The sequence below is a fragment of the Acinetobacter sp. Ac_5812 genome (genome assembly GCF_013072695.1).
GTDB lineage: Bacteria > Pseudomonadota > Gammaproteobacteria > Pseudomonadales > Moraxellaceae > Acinetobacter.
On sequence record NZ_LXUK01000012.1, the window covers coordinates 19,007 to 38,788 of the forward strand.

The 19,782-nt window shown below is 37.7% G+C and carries 13 protein-coding genes; 10 read left to right on the forward strand and 3 right to left on the reverse strand.

Going from position 1 to position 19,782, the window contains the following annotated elements; translation table 11 throughout:
• Positions 1 to 16: 16 nt before the first annotated feature.
• The 3 genes from nudC to dnaQ all read right to left on the reverse strand — a co-directional run bounded on the left by nudC (position 17) and on the right by dnaQ (position 3,901).
• The gene (gene nudC / locus A7P55_RS09260; RefSeq protein WP_171551880.1) at positions 17 to 769 is read right to left on the reverse strand and encodes an NAD(+) diphosphatase; all 753 of its coding nucleotides are present in this window, start codon (positions 767 to 769) and stop codon (positions 17 to 19) included.
• Positions 769 to 2,415: a chemotaxis protein gene (locus A7P55_RS09265; protein ID WP_171551881.1), complete on the reverse strand. Its 1,647-nt coding sequence runs from the start codon at positions 2,413 to 2,415 to the stop codon at positions 769 to 771. Before A7P55_RS09265 ends, nudC begins: the two co-directional genes overlap by 1 nt.
• A 127-nt stretch (positions 2,416 to 2,542) precedes the next feature.
• The gene (gene dnaQ / locus A7P55_RS09270; protein ID WP_171551882.1) at positions 2,543 to 3,901 is read right to left on the reverse strand and encodes a DNA polymerase III subunit epsilon; all 1,359 of its coding nucleotides are present in this window, start codon (positions 3,899 to 3,901) and stop codon (positions 2,543 to 2,545) included.
• Between the two features lie 520 nt (positions 3,902 to 4,421).
• Here dnaQ and A7P55_RS09275 point away from each other — a divergent pair.
• The 10 genes from A7P55_RS09275 to A7P55_RS09320 all read left to right on the forward strand — a co-directional run bounded on the left by A7P55_RS09275 (position 4,422) and on the right by A7P55_RS09320 (position 19,781).
• Complete coding sequence (locus A7P55_RS09275; RefSeq protein WP_171551883.1) at positions 4,422 to 7,676, forward strand: LysM peptidoglycan-binding domain-containing protein; 3,255 nt, start codon at positions 4,422 to 4,424, stop codon at positions 7,674 to 7,676.
• Between the two features lie 6 nt (positions 7,677 to 7,682).
• The gene (locus tag A7P55_RS09280) at positions 7,683 to 9,524 is read left to right on the forward strand and encodes an extracellular solute-binding protein (protein ID WP_171551884.1); all 1,842 of its coding nucleotides are present in this window, start codon (positions 7,683 to 7,685) and stop codon (positions 9,522 to 9,524) included.
• 26 nt (positions 9,525 to 9,550) lie between these two features.
• Positions 9,551 to 10,621: a microcin C ABC transporter permease YejB gene (gene yejB / locus A7P55_RS09285; RefSeq protein ID WP_171551885.1), complete on the forward strand. Its 1,071-nt coding sequence runs from the start codon at positions 9,551 to 9,553 to the stop codon at positions 10,619 to 10,621.
• A complete protein-coding gene (locus tag A7P55_RS09290) occupies positions 10,621 to 11,631 on the forward strand; it encodes an ABC transporter permease (RefSeq protein ID WP_171552239.1) in 1,011 nt (336 codons plus the stop codon). Before yejB ends, A7P55_RS09290 begins: the two co-directional genes overlap by 1 nt.
• Positions 11,609 to 13,204, forward strand: coding sequence for a dipeptide ABC transporter ATP-binding protein (locus A7P55_RS09295; protein WP_171552238.1), 1,596 nt, complete (start codon positions 11,609 to 11,611; stop codon positions 13,202 to 13,204). The genes A7P55_RS09290 and A7P55_RS09295 overlap by 23 nt, the downstream gene beginning before the upstream one ends.
• Positions 13,205 to 13,315: 111 nt before the next feature.
• Positions 13,316 to 14,560, forward strand: coding sequence for an NADH:flavin oxidoreductase/NADH oxidase family protein (locus A7P55_RS09300; protein ID WP_171551886.1), 1,245 nt, complete (start codon positions 13,316 to 13,318; stop codon positions 14,558 to 14,560).
• A 762-nt stretch (positions 14,561 to 15,322) separates the two neighbouring features.
• On the forward strand, positions 15,323 to 15,490 hold the full coding sequence (locus A7P55_RS09305) for a hypothetical protein (protein WP_171551887.1): 168 nt from the start codon (positions 15,323 to 15,325) through the stop codon (positions 15,488 to 15,490).
• A gap of 70 nt (positions 15,491 to 15,560) precedes the next feature.
• On the forward strand, positions 15,561 to 16,259 hold the full coding sequence (locus A7P55_RS09310; protein ID WP_171551888.1) for a lasso peptide biosynthesis B2 protein: 699 nt from the start codon (positions 15,561 to 15,563) through the stop codon (positions 16,257 to 16,259).
• Positions 16,259 to 17,992, forward strand: a complete 1,734-nt coding sequence (locus tag A7P55_RS09315; protein WP_171551889.1) for an asparagine synthetase B family protein — start codon at positions 16,259 to 16,261, stop codon at positions 17,990 to 17,992. Before A7P55_RS09310 ends, A7P55_RS09315 begins: the two co-directional genes overlap by 1 nt.
• Before the next feature lie 10 nt (positions 17,993 to 18,002).
• Positions 18,003 to 19,781, forward strand: coding sequence for an ABC transporter ATP-binding protein (locus A7P55_RS09320; RefSeq protein WP_171551890.1), 1,779 nt, complete (start codon positions 18,003 to 18,005; stop codon positions 19,779 to 19,781).
• Position 19,782: the final 1 nt, after the last annotated feature.

The following is a 19,782-nucleotide window of genomic DNA, read 5'->3' on the forward strand; positions in this document are numbered from 1 at the left end:
AATAAAAAAGCATCGTTTAAGATGCTTTTTTATTGTCGATGATTTGCATGATCATGCTATGGGCAATACTGCCTTTAAATGGAATCTCTGGAAGTTGATCAAATTTAAAAAACGCCGCCTCACTGATTTCCTCGAGCTGTAACTGGATATCACCTGAATCATATTCAGCATGGAAAGCAATCATTAAATTACTCGGAAATGGCCAAGGTTGGCTCGACATATAACGAATATTTTTAAGTTTGAGTCCAACTTCTTCAAATGCTTCGCGTTGCACGGCTTCTTCCAATGTTTCACCCACCTCGACAAAACCAGCAATCAAACCATGCATATTACTTTTGTTATGCGCTGATTTGGCAAGCAGAATCTCATCATTCCCTTTGGTGATAATGGTAATGATACAAGGCTGTACACGGGGATATTGATGGTAAGCACAAGCAGGGCAAACCATGGCATATTCTTTAGGGTGAATTTCAGTCGCATGACCACAGTGGCTACAGAATTTGTGGTTGCGACGCCATTCAAGTAATTGAACTGCTCGACTGGCTTGCAGGAAATCACTACTTGACCAAGACTGAATCAGTTCTCGAATCGGAACTAATTGATAACCTTCAGGAATAGATTCATTTTCAAGCAGATCACGTGCGATGACGTGATCATTATGATGGATGGGGAGGTCACTTGCTAATTTCTCAACTTGGGGTAGTTGAAGGTTTTGGTCGACTAACAGTTTTTGGTGTTGAAAAATATAAGCAAGTGATAGTTGAGTCATTATGCGGCTATGGTTTGTAATTGCTGACTGTTTGATAATGCCACATCAAACATAGATTGCAATACGGGTTGCTTGTTCTTTAAGTTCTCAACCAGTAAATCTAGGCCTGCGACAACGTTTAAGATGCAATTAATTTGTTCGGCATCGAGCGGTTGATCTTGCGCTAAACGATATTGGGCAAAGTGCGTTGCACCCAATAAAGCGGTTTGTTGAGCTGAACTACCTAAGAACAGAGCAGCGCCTGAAAGTTCCTTCAGATACACAGGTAACGCTTCTAAGCTATGTGCTGTAGGATCTTGAACATAGAGACTTAAAGTTTGCGTTAACGTATCAATCAGGGTTTTGGTTTCAGTCAATAACGCTTTATGTGCTTCATCTAAACGATCAAGCGAGATTTGCATGTTATTAACACGTAACTGTAAACGACTAGACGTGTAATTACGTTCTAAAATCCCAATCGAATTCATTGAAGCCAAAATACTATTCATTAACTGTTGTACCGAAGTCGCATCCGTTAACGTGTTTGGCTGGCTCAATTTTTCTGCTTGTTGGGTGAGTTCTCGCGCTGCTTCATTGAGATTCAGTACTTTGAAAACATTCGAAAGCTGATGTAGTTTTTGTTGCAGTTCTTGGGTTTTTTCAGCTGACATATTTTGATGGTTGTACTCAATCTCATTTCGGATTTGAGCCATCTCATCTGTCATTAACTGGCTAATCGTGTGCACAGTTTCGTAGTCAGGGCCATATAAATGACGGCTTAGTACTTGTAGTTGCGTATCGCTGAGTAACTCATCACCAATATTAAGCTGATCACGAATATGCTGTGACACATCATCTTCTTGGCTAATACAAATACACAAGATGTCTGCGAGATCTGCAATGGTGTTTTTAAAGCTGGCCGATTGAGCGAGGAATTTACCGATATTGGTTTCAATTTGAATCAACGTACGTAAGCGTGCTTCAGTAATTGAAAGCTCATCAATATGGCTTAAACCTACATTGACCAACTGCCAGTATTGTTGACTTGGTTGACCTGTCGCTAAACCTGCAAGATAAACGCCGACCAATTTGATCCCTTGTAGATCAAGTGGAGTTTCTGATTGCTTAATGAGCTTGTTTAAACACAATTTATAAAGCTGATGGATATATTGTGATTGTTCCAAGCTTGGTGCTTGCGGCAAATTAAAACTCGGGGTAATGAACTCAAGCAATGGTTGTACCGTTTGACCTTCTTTGGTCAGTGGTTTGCCCAAGGCTTTTTCTAAACGGTTCAGTGTATCGAGTAGGAATTGAGGAACTTTGACTTCACGTAAACAAATGAATTCGATATAACGCTTCAGCATGGTGGTGCCTTCACTGAGCGCAATCACATCATTGGTTTGAATTTGCTGCGGTTGCGCCATGATTTTGCGCATCAGCTCTGCAGAGTATTGCGTAATTTGTGATAAATGCGGCATATCAATTAACGCGAGAACTTGCGTACATTGTTCAAACTGGTTCAGCGCATCATCAATCCCGAAAGGTAGTGCTTGTTCTTCGGCAAGGGTATTGACTGCTGTTTCAACCAATTTAATCGAATTGTCGATTTCGTTTTTTATTATTAATAATGCCGTTGGGTCGAAATGAATCGAGGTTTGGTAAGACATATGACCTACACCTTTCCTAAGTTGTTATATCCATGGACCTCCTTTTTTAGGAGGCCTAAATCTTTAAAGGTTAATATAACTTAACTTTAGAGCCTTGAAATACAAAAAATTACATTGACTGGAAAATTTATTTTGCGAAAAGGCAAGGCTCTCCATGTTTTTGTTCAAATTGTTTGACCCAGGTCTCATGTTCATTGAGTTCATGTTCAGAAGGTTGAATCACAGGTAAGTCAACTTGGACACGTTGGCGAGTCGATTTATTTTGATTTTGTTCTGTTTGGGAAAGGGCGTCCATATCAAATGAAACTTGCCCACCCGTCATGGCAAGGTAAACATCGGCTAAGATTTCAGCATCGAGTAAGGCACCGTGGAAAGTACGATCTCGTGCTGGAATTTCATAACGGCGTACCAAAGCATCCAATGAGTTCTTTTGACCAGGGTGCTTATTCTTGGCCATTGCCAAGGTATCAGTCACCTCACAAACCTCAGACAATAAAGGTAAGCCAGCACGTTTGAACTCCATATCCAAGAAGTTCATATCGAAGGTCGCGTTATGCGCGATAATTTCAGCGCCTTTTAAGAAGGCAAAAAGTGTATCGGAAATTTCAGCATATTTCGGTTTGTCTTTTAAAAAGTCATCGCTGATACCATGCACATTTTCAGAGTCACCAACGGGTTTTTCTGGATTGATATAGATATGAATTGAACTACCCGTAAGTTTGCGGTTGATCATTTCAATTGCACCGACTTCAATAATACGGTCGCCATCTTGATAGTAAAAACCTGTGGTTTCCGTATCGAGAATGAGCTGGCGAGGGCCTTGAAGATGTACTTTAGCTTCTGTAATGACAATATTTGGATGCTGATTTAATGGAGCAGCTTCAACTACCACGTCATCTGATACTGTATTTTCACCCATATTATCCAAGACTTCTTCATGTTCTGATTCTTCGATCATTTCATCGCTATCCATATCAATATCTAATCCGAAAGGGTCATTTAAGAGCCAATCGGATTCAGGCTTTTTTGTATCAGCGTTAGCCTGCGTTGGCGATTTTAGTTGTTGAGCGATTTGTTCTGCACCTAAATTTGCCAATTGGTCTGCCATTTCATTGCCAGCATGTCCAGCATGACCTTTGATCCAGTTCCATTCGATTTCTCGGTTGGCACAGACTGCATCCAGTTTCTGCCATAAATCAGGATTTTTAACATCTTTCCAGTTTTTCTTTTTCCAGCCATGAATCCATTCAGTAATGCCTTGTTTTACATAATTGGAGTCTGTCCAAATAATTAAATGGGCATCGGTAGGGCAAAAAGAAACGCCTTCGATCGCAGCTTGAAGCTCCATACGGTTATTGGTTGTTTCAGGTTCACCACCAAACAGCTTGTGTTCACCTTGTTCGGTAATGACATACGCGCCCCAACCCCCAAGACCTGGGTTACCCTTGCATGCGCCATCAACGTAAAGTGTGATTGTTTGTGACATATTTGAACCTGAACAATAAGCAGAATAAGAAGATGAATATTTTAATCGCACAAAAGGCTGGTCAAGATTCAAGTGTTACTTAAGCATATAACAAAAGAATAAGACTTTTACGTGAGCTAAAATAAGCAGGGAATTTTAGCATCCCCATAACAATAACAGCTATTGTAAAGCTAAATTTGGCGTCTGAACGTTACAAAACTCATCTTTTTTAATTTCTTGTAACATTTCCATGCAAATCACGTTAAATTATTGCCTTGTCTAAGTGACATGCTTTACTACAATGGCTAAGTCTGTTGACGTTTCACAGATGACAGAAGAGTTTTGCCTTGTGCTGTGATCAAAGCAGTGCTTTGATTATGGCTAAAACTTCCCCAAGCTTGGTTATGAAACTTGATAAGGGGAGGCCACTGGCTTAGCTCTATGCCTTGTTTCAGTGGTTTTAGCCTATAACGCAATGCATGTTGAAATATCAATAGACCCTATTAAGAAATAAACTAGCGTGAGTTGACTGGAAGTTTTTATGTATAAATCGAGCACATTGGTGTCGCAAACATCTGCAACATCATTATTCAAAATTACTGTACTCACTTCTGCTCTCGTTGCGTTGGGAATCACCACAGGTTGTTCTTCAACACCTCAATCAAGTAAAACCTCGTCTTCAAAGCAAGCTGGTTCAGGTTATTTAGATGCAAGTAGTTTAGATTCACTTGAAGACTTATTGTCTGCAACCGACATGCGTGCTGTGGAAGGCGACCGTTTATTGGTACTGAAACATGGTGATGTGTGGAAACGAATGACGGTTGGATTCAAGATGGACTTGAACCATTGGGATTCACGAATTGAAGCACAACGTAGCTGGTTTATTTCTCGTCAACCGTATTTAGATCGTTTAAGCGCGCGTGCCAGCCGCTATTTATATCACACCGTAAAAGAAGCTGAACGTCGTGGTATGCCAACAGAATTGGCTCTTCTTCCGATTATTGAAAGTTCGTATGACCCAGCAGCAACCAGTAGTGCAGCAGCGGCAGGCTTATGGCAGTTCATCCCAAGTACAGGGCGTATTTATGGTTTGCAACAGACCAGCCTCTATGATGGACGTCGAGATGTGGTCGAATCGACACGTGCCGCGTATGAATTCTTTGGTAGCTTATACAACCAGTTTGGTTCATGGGAACTGGCATTAGCTGCATATAATGCGGGACCGGGTCGTATTCAACAGGCGATTAACCGTAACCGTGCCGCAGGTTTACCAACCGATTATTGGTCATTAAAACTTCCACAAGAAACCATGAACTATGTTCCACGGTTCTTGGCTGTGGCGCAAATTATTAAAAACCCAGGTGCATATGGTGTGAGCTTACCGCCAATTGCAAACCGTCCTCACTTCCGTGAAGTGAGTTTGGCTGGTCCAATGGATCTCAACCAGATTGCATCGATTACGGGTTTAAGTCGAGCTGAACTTTATGCACTGAACCCTGCTTATCGTGGTGAAAGTGTTGATCCAATGAGTCCAATGCGGATTTTAATCCCAGCAGACTTAAGTCCTTCGATTGATACAAAATTACGTTCTGGTAAAGCCAGTTCTGGTGGATTCTGGGCAAGCAATAAAACCCCACCGCCAATGAATACCAATCCATTGAGCAGCTCAACGACGATTCGTACAACGACCAATAGTGGGCAAAGTATTACTGCATCGACAGTAACACCACCGAATATAACGGCGAGCAATTCGTCTCGTCCAACGACATCAATTTCGAATACCAGTAAAGTCAGCACACCTAGAGGCTCGAATGCTCTAGCTTCATTTGCCGCAGCGGCAGATGTGCCGAGTGCACCGCGTATTCCTGTTGCGATCACACCAGCAACCAATGTGAAACCTGTGGTGACCGAACCACCAATTTCTTTGAAAGAGCGTGAACAAATTAGCGCTGCAATTAAAGAAGAAGGCAAGAAAGAAACAGTGGCTCAAGTGTTAGAGCCACAAGCAACACAAGCTGAACGAGATCAGGTTGTGGCTGAAATCAAAGCAATTGCACCGAAGGGTACAGAAATTGTTGATCCATTTGACGGCAAGATCAAATTAACGGCGATTCAGACCAGCCAGTCGGTTGCAGATGAGAAAGGCCAAGAAGTCAGTAAGGGTTTTGCTTATCCAAAGAACTTAGTTGAAGACAGTGCAACTGCCAATAGTGAAGATGCCAAACGCAACCAAGGTAAGCCATATATCAAAACCGATACCGATGTGGTCGTGGTTGCACCGAAAGGCAAGCGCAGCACTTATGTGGTACAGCCTGGTGATACTTTAGCGATTATTGCGCAAAAAAATGGTGTGAACTGGCGTGATATCGCACAGTGGAACCAGATTGATCCAAACGGCACCTTATTTGTTGGCGCAAGCTTATATTTATATGATGCCAAACCTGAAGCGCCTAAAGCTGCTGAAAAACCAGAGAGTTATGTGGTGCAGTCAGGGGACAGTTTAACTAACTTAGCTTCACGCTTTGATTTAAGCCTGAAACAGTTGGCGGATTATAATAATTTGTCTGTGACAGATGGTTTATTTGTTGGGCAAAAATTAACCTTGATTGAGCCAAAGAATAACACTCGCACAACTCAGCAGCCAGTGCGTGTGACTGACAGTAAGGCAACAACGACTCAAAAAGTTGCAACCAAATCGTATACTGTTAAGCGTGGTGAATATTTAAAACTGATTGCGGATCGTTATGCGTTGTCAAATCAGGAGCTGGCTGACTTAACCTCTGGTTTAACTGCGAGCAGTAGCTTATTCGTTGGACAAAAAATCAATGTGCCATTGCATGAAGTTTCTTCAACTCAGGACACAGCTGAGCCAACCAAAAACAGTGTTAAATACGAAAATGTAAACGCATCGACCAGCTATAAAACCGAAAGTTATACCGTACAGCGCGGTGATACCTTGTCGAGTATTGCAACCAAGTCAAAGATTAGCTTGAGTGAATTGGCTGAATTGAATAACTTGAAGTCAAACAGCGGCGTGCGTTTAGGTCAGAGCTTAAAGATTCCAGCAGGTTCGACTGTACCTGACAGTTATGTGGTGCAGTCGGGGGATAGCTTGAATGCGATTGCATCTAAGTACAATCTTCAACTCAGCTATGTTGCCGATCTAAATGGTTTGGAACGTACATCGGGTGTCCGTGTTGGGCAACGTTTGAAGCTGACGGGTGATGCACCTGCAAAAACCACTACAAGCACCACGAGTAAATCGAGAGAAGAAACTACGCCAGATATTTATACCGTTAAGTCTGGAGATACCTTAGGCAATATCGCCAGCCGTCATAATCTGCAGCTCGACTATGTTGCAGGTTTAAATGGTTTAACACGGGGCAGTAGTGTTCGTATTGGTCAAAGGCTCAAATTGACAGGTGATTTACCGAAGGCTGAAACCTCAAAAGTGGAGAATAGTAAAACAACACCAAAAACATCAGTACCAAGCCGTAATACTGAAAGATATAGTGTCAAAGCAGGTGAGTCTTTGAACAGTATTGCTAATCGTTTTGGAATGTCTGGACGTGAACTGGCTGAGTTAAATGATCTAAAAGCCAATGCAAGCCTGCAACGTGGTCAAAGTATTTCAGTCCCTAAAACAGTGAGTGAATACAAAGTAAAACGTGGTGATACGCTGATTGGTTTGGCAAGTCGCTATGGTTTAGATACAGGTGCGCTGGCAGAAATGAATGATTTAACCCCAAGTACCCAGTTACGCATTGGTGACGTGATTAAAGTGCCTAACCTGTAATTGTAAATGATTCATTTACGCTTAATCAAAAGGCTTAGTCTATATGCTGGACTAAGCCTTTTTGCTCAGTCTTCATTTGCAGCGATGCAAACCACGCCATATTTAGCAATGCATGTGCAGCCGAAATATACTCAGCTCAAAGTCATGCCTTATGCCAATGCAAATGCACCAAAGGGCGGTACACTGAGTCAATCCAGTTTGGGAACATTTGATAATTTAAATAGTATGAATGGCAAGGGCAGTTCGACTGAAGGTGTCAATTATCTATTCGATAGTTTAATGGATCGTTCATTGGACGAGCCGCGTGTGATGTATCCACTGCTTGCCGAAAAAGTCAGTTATGATCCAGATCAGCTGCAATCGGTGACCTTCCACTTGAATCCACAAGCACGATTTAATAATGGTCAGCTTGTAACTGCCGAAGATGTGAAATTTACTTTCGATACATATCAGACCAAAGCCAATTTAGGTTTTCAAATGTATTTGTCAGATTTAGCTAAAACTGAAGTGTTAACTAAACATCAAATCAAATTTATTTTTAAGTCTAAGAACAATGTGGAAATGCCACTGATTGTGGCGAGCCTGCCGATCTACTCAAAATTGGATTGGAAAAATAAGGACTTTGGTCGTGTCACCCTTCAACCGATTGTCGGTTCAGGTCCTTATGTAGTAGATCGTATAGATGCAGGGCGTAGTATTAGCTATAAGCGCAGTCCAAACTATTGGGGCAAAGATTTACCAGTCAATAAAGGGCGCTATAATTTTGATCGACTGAAATATGTGTATTATCGAAATTTGGATGTGAGTTTTGAAGGGTTTAAATCTCGACAATTCAATTTATATGAAGAAAAAAATATCCGTAATTGGGTCACAGCCTATAACTTTCCAGCAGCGAAATCAGGTTTAGTCAAAAAATATAAAGCGCGGTTAGGTACTCCTCTAGATATTCAAAGCTTGGTGTTTAATATCCGCCGTGCGCCACTCAATGATATTTATCTACGTCAGGCATTAACCTATGCTTATGATTTTGAGTGGCAGAATAAGGCACTGTTCTTTAACCAAAATAGGCGTTTACAAAGTTACTTTGATAATACTGATTTAGCTGCAACTGGCCGACCCAGTGCCGCAGAGCTCAAGCTATTAAAGCCATATTTAGGGCAACTGCATCCGATTATGCAACAAGGTGTTTTAGCCGATTGGCATTACCCCGTTTCTGATGGCAGTGGTTTTAATCGACAGAATTTATTGACGGCACAAAAAATCTTGAAAGATGCTGGCTATGTGGTTCGTAACGGAAAATTGTATAACCGCACAGGCAAAGTCATTCAAATTGAACTGTTGATGCAACAAGAGAATCCACAACGCGAACTGATGCCGTTTGTTCGCAATTTAAATCGTTTGGGGATTCAAGTTCAGCTCAGACAGGTCGATGTACCGCAGTATATGGAACGGATTCGTCATCAAGATTTTGATATGATGGTACTGAAACTGCCGCAGACTTTAACACCAGGTAAGGAACAAGCTCAGTTTTGGGGCAGTGCTGCAGCAGATGAGACGGGCAATTATAATTATTCAGGGATCAGGAGTTCTGCGATTGATCAGATAATCGCGAAAATTGTAGCGGCAAAAACACGCGAAGAGGTGGTGTTGTACACGCGTGTGCTCGATCGTTTATTACGTGCAGGGTATTACCAAATTTTGACTTATGGAAAACCTGAACGTTGGTTTGCCTACTGGGATATCTATCAACAGCCTTCGGTTAAGCCAAAACTTTCTGTAGGATGGGAATATTGGTGGGTGGAAGCAAATAAGGTTAAGAAACTAGATCAATCCATACAGAAACATTGAATTAGAAAAATTAAGGATCTTATTAAATGGTTCACTATATTCTGAAAAGAATGTTATTGATGATCCCGACATTATTTTTCATTTTATTGATTAATTTTTGTATTGTGCAAATTGCCCCAGGCGGACCAGTCGAACAAGCGATTCAGCAAATCCAAAATGCGCAAGGCTTAGGGGTAGGCAACAGTACACCCTCAGGTTTGACCACTTTGGCGCAATATGAAGGTGCGCGTGGCTTAAGTCCAGAAATGATTGAAAAAATCAAAGCCCAGTATGGTTTTGATCGACCTGCAACAGAACGCTTTTGGTTGATGTTGCAAGGCTATTTAAGCCTAGATTTTGGTAGCAGTTTTTTTAAAGATAAACCTGTGACTCAACTGTTATATGAAAAGTTGCCTGTTACGCTGTCTTTAGGTTTGTGGAGCACCTTCCTGATTTATCTGATCGCAATTCCACTCGGCATTAAAAAAGCCAAAAATAATGGCTTACTGTTTGATCAATCTACCTCTTTGTTATTAGCTGTGAGTTATGCCATCCCATCTTTTGTATTTGCCATTGTACTGATTGTTTTTTTTGCAGGGGGCAGTTATTTGCAGTGGTTTCCATTACAAGGTCTGGTTTCAGAGAACTTTGCACAACTCAGCTTGCTTGGCAAAGTCAAAGATTATCTTTGGCATATGAGTTTGCCCATCTTGAGTATGGTATTGGGCAGTTTTGCCGCATTGACTTATCTGACGAAGTATTCATTTGTTGAAGAACTACAAAAGCCCTATGTACTGACTGCTCGCAGTAAAGGACTGAATGACAATCAGATCCTTTATGGCCATGTCTTTCGCAATGCAATTTTAGTGGTTGTGGCCGCTTTACCAGAAGCTTTGGTCGGCATTTTCTTTGTCGGTAATTTATTTATCGAAATCATTTTTAATTTAGATGGGATTGGGTTATTAGGTTTTGAAGCGATTACTCAGCGTGATTATCCGGTCATTTTTGGCACCTTATTTTTATTTACCTTATTTGGCATGATGCTACGCTTAATCGGTGATCTGCTGTATCAAGTGATTGACCCGCGCATTGATTTTGAATCAAGAGGTGGAAAATGATGTCACCTTTGATGCGCGCACGCTTTGAGCGTTTTAAACTGAATAAATTAGGTTTTTGTTGTTTTATTCTATTTTTAATTATTTTCGTTGTATCTTTATTTGCTGAATTGATTGCCAATGATAAACCGTTGTTGGTTCGTTATCAGCAGTCCTTTTATTTCCCGATCTTGAACGATTATCCCGAAACCACCTTTGGTGGTCAGTTTGAAACAGCGACCGATTATCAAGATCCAGCGGTAAAACAATTGATTCAGCAGCAAGGGTGGATGATTTCGCCGCCCGTGGCTTTTTCTTATCAAACCCCAAATCTTTCATTGGCTGTACCTGTACCTTCAGCACCAAGTTCACAAAATTGGTTAGGAACGGATGATCAAGGCCGTGATGTGTTTGCTCGAATCTTATATGGTTTGCGTATTTCTCTTTTATTTGGGTTTGCATTAACCCTAGGTTCTGCAGTGATTGGCATTATTGTTGGGGCAATACAGGGTTATTATGGTGGTTGGATTGATTTAATTGGGCAGCGGATTTTGGAAGTCTGGGGTGGCTTGCCGATGTTGTTCATTGTCATGATCTTGGTGAGTATGTTTAGCCCTAGCGTGTATTGGTTATTTTTAATCATGTTGCTATTTGGCTGGACCGAGCTCGTAGGATTGGTACGTGCCGAATTTTTACGTGCCCGAAACTTTGATTATGTTAGAGCTGCTCAAGCTTTGGGCGTGAGTGATCATAAAATTATCTTTAAGCATATTTTACCGAATGCAATGAGTTCAAGTCTGTCGCAGATCCCGTTTATGCTGACCGCCAATATTATTGCTCTCACTGCACTGGATTTTTTAGGTTATGGCTTACCGCCTGATGCTGCGTCATTGGGTGAATTATTATTGCAAGGCAAAAATAATCTAGATGCACCGTGGTTAGTGCTGTCTGGCTTTTTTACATTGGCGATTGTACTTTCGTTATTGATTTATATCGGGGAGGCTGCACGTGATGCATTTGACCCAAGACGATAAACAACTTGATCAATCACCGTTATTAAGGGTTCAGCAACTCAGTATTTGCAATGAATCCGGATATCATTTAGTCGAAAGTTTAAGCTTGGATTTATATCCAGAGCAGACAGTTGCAATTGTTGGAGAGAGTGGCTCTGGTAAAACTATTAGTGCGTTGGCTGTGCTGAATGTGTTGCCTGAACATTTTACAGTACAAGGTAAAGTGGAACTAAATGGAGAAAACTTGCTGGCTTTGAGCCAGAGCCAGTTACAGCAAATACGTGGTAAACGTATTGGCATGATTTTTCAAGAGCCGATGACGGCTTTAAATCCTTTGCATACAGTAGAGCTGATGCTGGGCGAGAGTCTAATGCGACTTGGTATTGCCAAGACCGAGATTCGAAAACGGTGTGTGGGCCTATTGCAGGATGTTCTCATAGACGATCCAAGACGTATTCTGCAATGTTATCCACATGAGTTGTCTGGTGGACAGAGGCAACGAGTCATGCTGGCAATGGCTTTGGCTTTAGAACCAGAAATTCTGATTGCTGATGAACCAACCACGGCTTTAGATGTGGTGTTACAAGCGCAAATTTTAACGCTGTTAAAAGGATTGCAGCGGCAGCGAAAGATGGCGATCATTTTGATTAGCCATGACCTAAATTTAGTCAAGCATTATGCAGATCAGGTTGTGGTACTGAATCAAGGACGAGTTGAAGAGCAGGGTACTATTCCTGAAATATTTACTCATCCCCAAACCTCATATACACAAAATCTGCTTCATCATGATTTTGGACAAGCTTTGGCGATACAGCCGACGCAAAAATTGCTTGAATTAAATGACGTCACGGTAAAATATCCGATTCAGCAGGGATTATTTCATCGGGTTAAAGCTTATAAAGTTGCAGCAGAATCCATCCAGTTTAGCTTGTCTCAGGGGGAGGCTTTAGGCATTGTTGGAGAAAGTGGTTCAGGTAAATCATCATTAGCTTTAGCGATTGCTAGACTGATCAGCAGTGAAGGTTCTATTTATTTTCAGGCACAAGATTTAAACCTATTGACTCAAAAACAGCTTCGACCACTTCGACGTGATTTTCAGATTATATTTCAGGATCCTTTTAGTAGCCTGAATCCTCGTATGTCAGTTGAACAGATCATTGCCGAAGGGCTGAGTCTTCATTCCATTCCAAAACAGCAATGCGAAGTAGAAATTGCCGAAGTTCTCGCAAAAGTTGAATTACCTGTGGATATTAGACACAAATATCCGCATCAGCTTTCTGGTGGGCAGCGGCAACGTGTGGCACTTGCAAGAGCATTGGTGCTAAAACCCAAGCTACTGATTCTAGATGAACCGACTTCAGCCTTGGATCGAAGTACGCAGTTAGCCATCATTCAATTGTTACGTCGTTTGCAGCAGCAACAGCGCATCAGCTATATCTTTATCAGTCATGACTTACAAGTCATTAAAGCACTGTGCCAAAAAGTGCTGGTGATGCATCAGGGTAAAGCCTTGGAATATCAAGCCACAGCACTTTTATTTAGCCAACCTCAGACTGAATATACCTGTCAGCTGATTTCTGCGAGTGAATATTAGCATTGTAATTAAATTGACATGTGATATTGTCAGTTTGTCGGAAGAATGCTTGACAGTAACAATAATCAGATTAAATTAGTGCAAATGCTCTAATTTTAGCAGAGGATGGCCATGAGTCAGATTGCAGACAGTATCCAGATTCGGAACACCACATTTAAAAATCGTATTATTAAAGGGGCAATGAGTGAAGCGCTCGCGAATGATGCAGGACAACCCAATGATCTATTGATTGGTCTATACGAAGCGTGGGCAAAAGGTGGTTTGGGCTGTGCCATTACAGGAAACGTGATGGTGAATGTAGGTGCTAAAAATGAACCAGGTGTGGTTGCAATTGAAACCGAGCGTGATCTGGAAAAACTCAAGCAATGGGCTGCTGTGGGGAAGAAACATGGCATGGTGCAATTGATTCAGTTGTCACATCCTGGTCGCCAATGTCCAAAAGGTCTAAATAAGGAAACGGTTGCACCTTCCGCGGTGCCTTTTAGCCCAATGCTTGCTGCAATGTTTGGTACGCCACGCGAACTTAAACATGAAGAAATTTTAGATATTATCCAGCGTTTTGCGACAGCTGCGGCGGTATGTGAAAAGGCGGGTTTTGAAGGCGTACAACTGCACGGTGCACATGGTTATCTGATTAGCCAGTTTCTATCGCCTTTGACCAATAAGCGCACGGATCAATGGGGTGGTTCGATTGAGAATCGTATGCGTTTCTTGATCGATGCTTATCAGGCGGTACGCGATGCAACTTCTGAAAACTTCATCATTTCGGTGAAACTGAACTCGGCAGATTTTCAGCGTGGCGGGATCACAGAAGAAGATGTCATTACCGTATTTAAAGCGATTGATGCAGCGGGAATCGATATTATCGAAATTTCTGGGGGAACCTATGAAGCCCCTGCAATGGCGGGTGCAAAATCAGAATCACGTAAAGCCAGTACCATTGCACGTGAAGCTTATTTCTTGGAATTTGCAGAAAAAATTCGCCAACATGTTGCCTGTAAATTGATGGTAACCGGTGGTTTCCGTACTGTAGAAGGAATGAATGCTGCATTGGAAAGTGGTGCATGTGATTTTATCGGAATTGCACGTCCATTGGCGGTTGAAGTTGATTTAACAGATCGTTTAATTGCAGGGCATGATGTTCGTTATGCAGTGAATCAAATTAAAACAGGAATTCCATTTGTCGATAAGATGGCGATTATGGAAATCATTTGGTATGCAGCGCAGTTTAAGGCCATTGGACAAGGTAAAAAGCCGAATCCAAAATTATCACCACTGTTGGTATTCTTAAATTATGCGAAGGGGAATATCAAAGCAGTTGTGAAAGGTCGAGTCAATTCACGGAAGTCTGCATAATATATTTTAGGGCTCTTCGGAGTCCTTTTTATTATTCAAAGCAAATAAAAAAGCCACTGTCTTAAAATGCAGTGGCTTTTTCAAATTTGGCGTCCCTACGGGGATTTTTATTGTTTTAATTGGAACAATGCTTTCATGAATTAAGGGGCTATGACTCGTTCTACTTTAGGTTAGTCTGAACTATTTCAAATCTTAAAAAATAAATTACACTTACACGTTAATTTTTTCTTAAATTAAAATGTTTTTTTACTTTCTATGTGGGGTTATATTATGTTAATTAAAATGATCCTAAAGTGAGAATTTGTAATCAAAATAAAAAAACAAAAAAGAATTATAATGTTGATTTTAAAATTTATATTTTTTAATTAAGTTGTTAAGTATATAGAGCTCAATAGTAGTATGGGTTTGTGGAGTATTTGAATTTTCAAATAAATAGTAATGTTATTTTGATTCATAGTAATAAAGGATTAATAATAAAATAATTTTTAAATTTAAATTTTTAGGAGTTGTTTACATAAGTAAACTTGATTTTAGGCAAAATGTTTTTTTACTGATATTATTGTTCTATTAAGTGAAGTTTTATTTAAAAATTATATTTTGTATTTTATTGAAATTAAAGAATAAGATCTCATAGGTGATATTTTGCTTACAATCGATATTATAAAATTACAATTTACAAACAAATAGGTTTTGAAAAAAAGATATTAATATATAACCAACATTTTGTTTGGTATTTCTTAATTTTAAAATAGGGTTGATATTATGGATAACAATCAGGTGAATAATTTAATTGATGATCAAGATGATGTTGATTTAATCTTTCTTGGTTCTGTAAAAGATGAAACCAAAGGTTTTGATTTTGAAGGGTCTGTTGAGCCAAGAGACTTTGATAAATATAAAGATGTTCAAGAAATTGACATTATGCCATAAGTTTAAATAATCAATAATAAAGAGATAAATTATCTCTTTATTATTTTTAACAAGAAAGATAGAAATGCTTATGAATATAAAATTACAGCAAGGAGTTTTCTCTTGTATTGCAGATGAGTCTTTGATTTTCCTTGATAGTAATGAAATGAAGTACTTTCAATTGGATATTAAGAAAACTCAACTGTTATTAGATTATTGCAAAAATACAGAAGATAGAGAGAATTTTGATAAGAAAACTATTAAATTATTAAATAGCTTAGAGGAGAATAGTTTATTAAGGTTTGTTGATGATCTCGACACAGTTATTAATAGAGAGAGTTTTTTTAGTAAAAAAATTGCGAAACCAGAGGATTCAATTTATTCACTAACTTTTTTTAATAGAGATAAATTGAATTTTAAAGATTTTTTAATTGCTTTGAGTGTAAATATATATGTGCGATTTAAATTTAAATTTTTTTATAATCCTATGAAAATTAATAGGGGTAAGACTATTTTTTTTAACGATTTTGATCAGCAGAAGTTGATTAAAATAATTGGGTTATATAATTCAGCATTAGTCTTTACTCCTTGGAGAGGGGTTAATAAATGTCTTTTAAAATCAATGGCACTAAAATATTTTTTAAATTTAAACGGTTATAATGCTGATTTGATAATTGGTGTAAGAGCAAATCCATTTTTTGCACATGCATGGCTGCAAATAGATAATGTAGTACTTAATGATAATATAGATAAGGTTGGCGATTATCAACCTATCATGAGGATTAGGTAGTGTTTGATTATATAATTGAATTTAAAGATAAAAATGAAGAGAGTGTGATCCATTTAGATAAAATTGAAGATTCAAAATGGTCTACATACTATATAAACGAGAATTATAATTTTTATATAAGCCCTCCAAAAAGTAAAGGTGAAGTTTATTTTTTTAAAAAATTGATAGTTCTTGGCCGACTTTTTGAAAAGAAAGATAACAAGTCTTTTCAAGTGAAAAGTAATAGTGAAATAGATATTACACTTGAAGGATTAATTAAAAACTATTGGGGAAGTTATATTGCTATAATTTTAGATAAAGATGAAGTCAGGGTGTTTAGAGATCCAAGTGCTTCAAAAGAGTGTCTATGGTATAGGGATAATGAAAGAGGACTAATATTTTCGGATATAGAATCCTTGTATAATAAAACAAGGAAGAGATTTGAAGTCAATCATGAATATATTGCATCTACTCTTTATCTTAGTAGAGTAAACAATAATAGAACAGCTTTAAAAAAAGTTTTAAGTTTAAAGCCTGGATATTGCTTAAATATAAGAGATTGCAACGTGGAGTGCCTTTGGTCACCAGTTCAATTTGTTGGTAAGAGGAGTAAAGATCAAGATATAAAAATATTTGAGAGAAAGCTTAAAGATACAATAGTAGACTGTATAAAAACTTGGGGGGATGTTTATGATTCTGTATTATTAAATCTATCAGGTGGGCTTGATTCAAGCATTGTAGCTATATGCTTAAAGTTATTTAATAATATTTCATTAAATGCACTAAATATTTCTTTCGACACTGTAGTTAGCGATGAATTAAAATATGCAAAAGAATTATGTGAAAAATATAATATTCCACTACATGTATTTAAGTTGAATGATCCAAAAATTAATCTGAAAAGTAAGTTGTCGGTTTTCCCATATCAACATCGCCCTTTAAAATATGGATTAGGATTTGAATCTTTAGACGAGGAAGAGTTACTATTAAAAGATAAGAAAGTTGAAGCAATATTCTCAGGATGTGGCGGTGATGTATTGTTTCAAAATATGGATTCAATATTTATAACGCAAGACTACTATAGAGATTATGGATTAAAAGGCTTGTTTAATATTTCTCGACGTGTAGCAGAACTAACAGATAGAACAGTATGGGATGTTTTTGCAAAGTCAATTACTAATAAATATTTTCAAGGTCGAAAGTATTTATATGAGGGTAGTGTTAATAAGGAGTTGATTAATGATAAATATTCTTTAATTGTTGATAATGACTATGTTTCTCACCCTTGGCATCATATTATATCTAGCCTAAATAATGGTAAGAAATTTCAGATTTCAGGGTTAATTGATACTGAAAATTTCTATACATATAGAAAGACATCAGAATATGTAGATATAGTTCATCCTCTGCTATCTCAACCCATAATAGAATTATGTTTAAGTATACCCAGTTATTTCTTGACACCTAATTTAATTAATAGAGGATTATTAAGAAATGCGTTTAAATCGTATCTTCCTAATAGTATATATTTAAGGCGCTCTAAAGGGAAAATTGGTAATTTTTATGATGAAATTATTAAATATAATTACGAAGATATTTGTGGTACTTTAAATGAAGGAAATTTAATTAGTGCTGAAATATTGTCAAAGGAATGGCTTGACCAAAATATAAAAAAGGGTGTGGTGGATGAAAATATCAGAATGCAATTATTTCAGTTAATGACAACAGAAACTTGGTTGGAGAAATTAATGTAAGAGGATTTGTATGAAAAAAATAATTAATAGTAAGATTTTGTATTTAATTGATTTTATTCTTAAATTCATAAAATCAGATTCAGATAAAAATCTAAAAGCAAACTTCTTAATGCTATTTGGAATTATCTTAATATCTTCTTTGGTTACGGCTTTATCTCCTGTTGCTTTAAAGTTTTCTATTGATAACTTTAACTTAAACTCAAATTCAGCTATAAAAGTGACTGGAATATTGCTGTTGTTATATGTTTTATCACAAGGATTGGTAAGAATATTAAGTGATTTTCAATGGTCAGTATATGGCAGGATAGAGCAAAAAATCCATAGGAAAATTAGAATTAATTCTCTTAAACATATTTCAAATTTACCAATTAGTACACTTCATAAATATAGTTCTGGTCAGCTAATTCAATCAGTGAATAATGGTTTAAGAAGTGTCTCAATGTTTATGCAATCTTTTTTACAGGTTGGACTATTAATTTTTTTTCAAATAGTTGGTATTTCTTTAGTTGTTTTAACATTTTATGATTTAAGTTTTTTATTAATTATATTGGTTGGGGTTGGTTTCTATGTTTTTTTCTTCTTAAAGGGGAATAGCAATATCGCAATAAAAAATCAAGAGGTAATTGAAAGCCAAAACGAAATAGGAGCATCACTCCAATCTTCAATTCAATATCCTGATTCTAATAAGTATCTTAATTCTTATAAAGATTATTTGAATATAATTGATAAAAATAGCAGAAGAACACAATTAGCATGGACTAGATACTATGATACTTCTATACAAAGTAGTTTAATTACTACTCTAATATTTATAACTACATTAGGAGCTATAACATTTTTAGCATATAAAAAGTTATTAGCTGGTAGTATGACAACTGGTGATTTCGTATTAATGGTAACTTATGTGCTTCAACTTGTTAAACCAATTGAAGCTATAGGACAAGTCCTCAGGCAAATTGATCAGTCAAAGAATCTTTTGGATAATTTTAATAAAATAAACAATTTAGATGAGGAAGCGGAGTTGTGGAAGGGTAAAGATACAGTTGATAATAAAACATCAATAGTTTTTGATGATGTGTCTTTTGCTTATCCAGGAAAAGATAAATTCTCTATAACAAATATCAGCTTTAAGATAAAGGAAAAGCAGAAAATTGCTGTTGTGGGCCCAACTGGATCTGGTAAGTCTACTTTAATAAAATTGTTGAGTGGTTTTTATAATAATTACAGTGGAAATATCTTACTTGGTGATACTAATATTAAAGAGTTGGATATTAAAAGTATTCGAGAAAATATTTCTGTTATCTCACAAGAAAGTAATATATATAATTTATCAATTTGGCAAAATATTACTATAGGTACGGATTACTCTAAGGGTGATGCTATTAGAGTAGCAAAGGAAATAGGTGTTGATAAATTTATTTCTGCATTACCAGAGGGTTATGATACTGTTGCAGGAGAACATGGAGTTAAATTTTCTGGTGGTGAAAGGCAGCGTATAGCACTAGCTAGAGCTATACTAAGGAAATCCTCTATTATATTACTGGATGAACCTACATCATCATTAGATGTGAAAACTGAAAATAATATTATGAACTTAATTTTTGATATTTTTAAAGATAAAACTATACTTATTATTGCTCATCGATTACAAAGCATCATTAATGTAGATAAAATTTTTGTGGTTGATGATGGTGTTTTAGTGGAAGAAGGTTCTTATAATGAATTAATGGAGAATGATTTTATATTTTCTTCTCTAGTAAATTTAAATGATATTAAAAAAATTTCTTAAT

Excerpts from the sequence above, each read along its gene's own strand:
- yejB (WP_171551885.1), top strand. The coding sequence starts at position 9,551 with ATGGTTCACTATATTCTGAAAAGAATGTTATTGATGATCCCGACATTA.
- dnaQ (WP_171551882.1), bottom strand. The coding sequence starts at position 3,901 with ATGTCACAAACAATCACACTTTACGTTGATGGCGCATGCAAGGGTAAC.
- A7P55_RS09265 (WP_171551881.1), bottom strand. The coding sequence starts at position 2,415 with ATGTCTTACCAAACCTCGATTCATTTCGACCCAACGGCATTATTAATA.
- A7P55_RS09280 (WP_171551884.1), top strand. The coding sequence starts at position 7,683 with ATGATTCATTTACGCTTAATCAAAAGGCTTAGTCTATATGCTGGACTA.
- A7P55_RS09290 (WP_171552239.1), top strand. The coding sequence starts at position 10,621 with ATGTCACCTTTGATGCGCGCACGCTTTGAGCGTTTTAAACTGAATAAA.
- A7P55_RS09295 (WP_171552238.1), top strand. The coding sequence starts at position 11,609 with ATGCATTTGACCCAAGACGATAAACAACTTGATCAATCACCGTTATTA.
- A7P55_RS09305 (WP_171551887.1), top strand. The coding sequence starts at position 15,323 with ATGGATAACAATCAGGTGAATAATTTAATTGATGATCAAGATGATGTT.
- nudC (WP_171551880.1), bottom strand. The coding sequence starts at position 769 with ATGACTCAACTATCACTTGCTTATATTTTTCAACACCAAAAACTGTTA.
- A7P55_RS09275 (WP_171551883.1), top strand. The coding sequence starts at position 4,422 with ATGTATAAATCGAGCACATTGGTGTCGCAAACATCTGCAACATCATTA.
- A7P55_RS09320 (WP_171551890.1), top strand. The coding sequence starts at position 18,003 with ATGAAAAAAATAATTAATAGTAAGATTTTGTATTTAATTGATTTTATT.
- A7P55_RS09310 (WP_171551888.1), top strand. The coding sequence starts at position 15,561 with ATGAATATAAAATTACAGCAAGGAGTTTTCTCTTGTATTGCAGATGAG.
- A7P55_RS09300 (WP_171551886.1), top strand. The coding sequence starts at position 13,316 with ATGAGTCAGATTGCAGACAGTATCCAGATTCGGAACACCACATTTAAA.